We start from the raw sequence: 5,148 nt of genomic DNA, 5'->3' as shown, positions 1-5,148 counted from the left end.
TACGCTCACCGCCTTAATATTTCTCTAACATTTTATAGTTTTTGCAACGGCCAGTCAAGAAAGGTCCAGGCCTCGCAAAAAAACCTGACCGTCGGTCAGGTTCTCGCATTTAGCTTTAACTAACCTTCGCCTCCAGCCTTAGTTTATCCGCGACCATAGCTATGAACTCTGAATTGGTTGGTTTTCCTCTCTGTAGATTTATAGTATAACCAAAAAATTTGGTCATCATTTCCACATTACCCCTGTCCCATGCCAGCTCGATGGCATGACGTATAGCCCTTTCCACCCGGCTGGGTGTTGTTTGATACTTCTGGGCAATCATGGGGTAAAGTTCTTTTGTTACTGCCCCCAGCAGGTTGACCTCGTTGATTACGGCCAGGATGGCATCCCGTAAGTAATGATAGCCTTTAATATGAGCGGGTACGCCCATTTCGTGGATGATGTTGGTGACCGCCACGTCCAGGTTTCTGGTTCTGGGTGGAGATATGTATTGAGATACATTCACTCCATCCGCAAGTTGCCGGATACGTGTAGCCAGTACTCCAAAGTCAAAAGGTTTTAAAATGTAGTAGTCGGCTCCCAGTTCAACTGCCCGTTGAGTGACACTTTCCTGGCCAAAGGCAGTTAGCATAATTACCTTGGGCCGGGGTGAGATACTCCCCAATTTCTCAAGTACACCAATGCCATCCAAATGTGGCATGATGATATCCAGTACCACCACATCCGGTTTTTGCTGCTTGATTTGTTCCAGGGCCTCAAGACCATTATATGCTATACCTGATAATTGAAAATCCTGTTGCTGATTGATAAATTCTTTCAGTAATTCGCAAAACTCCCGATTATCATCAGCAATTAGCACCTTAACGGTTTTTTTAATCATCAAGTCCCGCCTCCTGAGTCTTTTTTAGGAATTTTATCTCTAATGGTATTTATAACCAATTTCGACGCACAAAAAAAATCTCCTTCTGAAAGGAGTAATTATTTTATTTACTATTTCTGTTAATATATGACACCGATCAATAACTTATGCACAAAAGTATGGTATCAGTCGAAAAATCTTATATTTATGCAACTTTTTTCTCCTTTGGAACGGGCATCAAATTGGCTTCCCAGAGCATCCATTCCGCAAGTACGCCGTAACCCCGGGTTGGATCGTTAACAAACACATGTGTTACTGCTCCGACAAACTTCCCGTCCTGTAGAATGGGACTGCCGCTCATTCCCTGGACGATACCCCCGGCCTGTCGTAAAAGCTCTGGGTCGTTAACTTTGATGATCATTCCTTTCCCTTCCCACCTGTTCTGGGGCATCACCTGTAATATTTCTACGGAAAATCGCCCAATGCGATTCCCCTTTAAAACAGTGAGCATCTCGGCAGGGCCCTTTTTTACCTGGTAAACCAGGGCAACGGGGACGGGTTGGGGGTAGAGGGGATTGCTCAGCGGCTCCTGCAGGTGGCCAAAAATTCCATAGGAAGTATTTTTTTCGATGTTACCTGTCAACCCGCTTCCATTAAAGAGACCAATTTTTTCCCCGGGCTGACCCCTCCGGCCCGGACGAATTCCCTGTACAAGGGCTTCTACAATCTTACCGTCATAAAGATCAATTTTACGATTGGTTTCAATGTCGCTTATAACATGACCTAGAGCACCGTATTTCCGGGTTCGCGGCTCATAAAAAGTCAGGGTGCCAACACCAGCGGCACTATCCCGTACGTATAGCCCAATATGATAAGTTCTGGTTTCGGAACAAAAGATTGGTTTAACCCTGGTAGTGAAAACGCGTTGTCCCCGCTTGACCTCCAGCGTAACAGCACGCCCCATTTTACCACACCGGCTTATCTCCCTGCGCAATTGTTCCTCACTCCGCACCCGGTTTCCGTTTACTTTCAGTATAACATCACCATTTAAAATTCCTGCCTGCAACGCGGGGCTTTGTCGTTGTCCCTTCATGTCCGTTACCATGGCATGACCGACCACCATTACCCCCTGCGCATGAAGCAGGACGCCTATAGAATGCCCTCCCGGAATAACCTTTACAGCAGGTACTACATTAACCACCAGGCGGTTCAGCGGAATAAAACCCAGCAGTTTTATCTGCATATCAACCCTACCAGGGACAGTAGCTACAGGAACAGCCCCCTGCACGGAAGTCAATCTTTCAACCGGTCCCCCGGATAAAATCTCGACTTTAAAAATGTTGGCGGGCAATCTCCCCGGTATCAGGGGGTCACCTACAGCAACGTTTGTGGTCAAGGGTAACAATGAAGTTTTTATGCTTATGCTGATACAAAGGACACTGAGAACCAGGGTAAACACTGCAGTGATGAAAACATATCTCTTTCTGCTCAGGATGAATCGCCTCCCCGTTGATTTTTTGGTCCCACCTCCATCTTTGACACTGGTATCCATATAAAACGCCATAATTTAAAATAACAGCGTGCATTTTTAAGATAGCCTGAGATAATATCAATTATTCTGACTAAATGTGCCGTTATTGGCTTATATGAGTTGCAAAAAACAAAAAGCCCATTACTGGGCTTTTTAAAAAAGTTAATTTAATTTTTTAATATAAAGTTTTTAAGTAGAAATGCTTGATAACAAGTTGCGTTTTATGCTTAAGAAATACATCCCAGGTGTTTTTGGGCCTCTTCAAGAAGGTGACGGGCATGCTCCCTTGCCAGGCCGTCTGCATCCCGTCCGCCGAGCATACGGGCCAGCTCGGCCAGCCGGCCCTCATCATCAAGCCTCCTGACCCGTGTTATGGTTTGACCTGCCTGAACCTTCTTGTAGATACTGAAATGAGTGCGGGCAAAGCTGGCTATCCTGGCAGCGTGGGTTACACATATCACCTGGCGGTGGTTGGCGATATCAGCCAGCTTTTCGGCCACGGCCGAGAGAGTTCTCCCACCGATTCCCGCATCTACCTCATCAAAAACCAGTGTGGGTAGCTCATCCACGGCAGCCAGGATGACGCACATGGCCAGCATCACGCGTGACAACTCACCCCCGGAAGCAATTTTGGCCAGTGGACGTAAAGGTTCCCCCGGATTGGGTGAGATCAGAAATTCACAACGCTCCCTCCCGGCAGCAGAAGGCTGTGCCAGGTCTTCAAAGTGAACCCGAAATTCCACCTTCCCCATTTCCAGATCAGCCAGTTCCCGGGCCACCGCCCCTTCCAGCTGCCGTGCATGCTCCCGGCGGGCATGGGACAGTTCCAGCGCCTTCTGCTGCCAGCGCTCTGCCCAGAGGTTGACCTCCTTCTCCAGTGCCAGCGCATTTTCCTCGCTGAAAGCCAGCTTTTCCAGCTCGGCTGCCGCTTCTTCACGATAACGCAGGATTTCTTCCACAGTGTCACCATACTTGCGCTTGAGGTCGCGAATACGCGCAAGTCTTTCCTCCACCTCCTGCAGCCGGCCCGGGGTAAATTCCACCCCGTCCCTGTAACGGGAGAGTTCTCTTGCTACATCCTCCACCTGGTATAAAATGCCGTTGAGCGATGAGGCCAGGGATGAAAGGCCGGGATCCAGACGGGCCAGTTCTTCCAGGTCCCGGCAGGCACGACCCAGGAGGTCCATGACCGCCGGCATGCCTTCTTCTCCCCCGTACAGAACCTGGTAACAACTGCCGGTCAGAGCGGCAATCTTTTCGGCATTGCCCAGCAGGTTACGCTCCCGGTTGAGCGCTTCCTCTTCTCCGGGGGAAAGGCAGGCGCGATCAATTTCACGGATCTGATATTCAAGCATATCCAGGCGGTGCAGTCTGTCCCTGGCCCCGCGGTGGAGTTCCTCCAGTTGAGACACGAGTTGACGCCACTTGTGGTAAATTTTAGCAACCTCCAGGCGCAGGGACCACAATCCTCCAAAACGATCCAGGAGGTCCCTGTGCCGGTCGGGGTTGAACAGCGACTGGCTTTCGTGCTGTCCGTGGATGTCCACAAGGTGCTGGCCCGCTTCGCGGTAAATATTCAAAGTAACCAACTGCCCGTTTATCCGGCAGGTATTGCGCCCGTTACGTGCAAGCTCCCTGGCCATCACCATTACCCCATCTTCCTCCGGGGGAACCCCCCAGGCCTTCAGTTTTTCTTTCAGCACATCCAGTGTGTGAATCTCAAAGACTGCCGTAACTCTGGCCCGTTCACGACCTGTACGAATAAGCTCCGCGGACGCCCTGCCGCCCAGGGCAACCTGGAGCGCTTCCAGCACTATGGACTTCCCGGAACCTGTTTCTCCGGTGAGTACGTTCAACCCGGAGCTGAATTCCAGAGTTTGCTGGTCAATGAGACCAAAATCCTGAATATCCAGGGAAACCAGCAATTTCTCACCCCCTGGCCAGCTGATTCAAGCGTTGCAAAACTGCAGTTACAAACTTTTTGGGTTTGACCACGATCAAGATGGTATCATCTCCGGCCACGGTGCCTATAATTTCCGGCCAGGCTGCCTGGTCAATGGCTGAAGCCACTCCCTGGGCCTCGCCGGGTAATGTTTTGACCACTATCAGGTTTTCGCTGAAATCCATGAATTGAACCGAGCTGCGCAGGAGTCTTTTCAACCGTTCATACCGCTTTAAAGGGGGTGGTTCACCGGGAGCGGCATAGCGAAAAGTATTGTCATCTCCAGGCACTTTGACCAATCCCAGCTCCCGGATATCCCGGGATACGGTAGCCTGTGTAACGGAAAACCCGGCAGCCCGCAGGGCTTCCGCCAGTTCTTCCTGGGTTTCGATAACCTGCTGACGGATAATTTCAAGGATCTGCCTTTGCCGACGGGCCTTCACACTTCCGCACCCGCTTTTTCCAAAAGAATTACTACCGGCGCCTTTGAGGAACGATTCCAGAAAGATAATCTTATGACCGTATAATAACGCGGAGGTAGAGCACGGGTGAATTCCTCCAAAACTCTCAGTTCCTCTGTGGCACCCGGATGCCCCGTGTAAATGACAAGGGAAACACGCCCTCCGGAAGCTAAAAGGGACAGCGCAGCTTTAAGCGCTTCCAGTGTTGATTCGGGCCGGGTGATAATCCGGTGGTCTCCGCCCGGCAGGTAACCCAGGTTAAACATAACCGCCCGCACATGGTCGGGAACGTGGGCTGCCATACGGCGATTACCGCTATGCGCAAGTGATGAGCATTGAAGGTGCTTCCCGGATT

5 protein-coding genes are annotated in these 5,148 nt (G+C 50.4%); all 5 read right to left on the bottom strand.

Features of this window, described 5'->3' with window-relative positions; genetic code table 11:
• Window positions 1-115: 115 nt before the first annotated feature.
• Window positions 116-880: a sporulation transcription factor Spo0A gene (spo0A, locus tag ACPLUI_RS10565; protein WP_424660226.1), complete on the bottom strand. Its 765-nt coding sequence runs from the start codon at window positions 878-880 to the stop codon at window positions 116-118.
• Between the two features lie 184 nt (window positions 881-1,064).
• A complete protein-coding gene (gene spoIVB, locus ACPLUI_RS10560) occupies window positions 1,065-2,255 on the bottom strand; it encodes a SpoIVB peptidase (protein WP_424660225.1) in 1,191 nt (396 codons plus the stop codon).
• 362 nt (window positions 2,256-2,617) lie between these two features.
• Window positions 2,618-4,315, bottom strand: coding sequence for a DNA repair protein RecN (gene recN / locus ACPLUI_RS10555; protein WP_424660224.1), 1,698 nt, complete (start codon window positions 4,313-4,315; stop codon window positions 2,618-2,620).
• Between the two features lie 4 nt (window positions 4,316-4,319).
• Window positions 4,320-4,775: an arginine repressor gene (gene argR / locus ACPLUI_RS10550; RefSeq protein WP_424660223.1), complete on the bottom strand. Its 456-nt coding sequence runs from the start codon at window positions 4,773-4,775 to the stop codon at window positions 4,320-4,322.
• On the bottom strand, window positions 4,772-5,148 hold a 377-nt coding region (locus ACPLUI_RS10545; RefSeq protein ID WP_424660222.1), incomplete at its 5' end, for a tRNA (mnm(5)s(2)U34)-methyltransferase. The genes argR and ACPLUI_RS10545, both read right to left, overlap by 4 nt.

Origin of the sequence: Desulfofundulus sp. (genome assembly GCF_049701015.1) — a bacterium.
Lineage (GTDB): Bacteria > Bacillota > Desulfotomaculia > Desulfotomaculales > Desulfovirgulaceae > Desulfofundulus.
The sequence above is the reverse complement of the archived record's forward strand: the minus strand, read 5'-3'. Positions and strand labels throughout refer to the sequence as shown.

Bases quoted from the DNA above. Each gene is read 5' to 3' on its own strand.
- spo0A (WP_424660226.1), bottom strand. From the start codon at position 880: ATGATTAAAAAAACCGTTAAGGTGCTAATTGCTGATGATAATCGGGAG.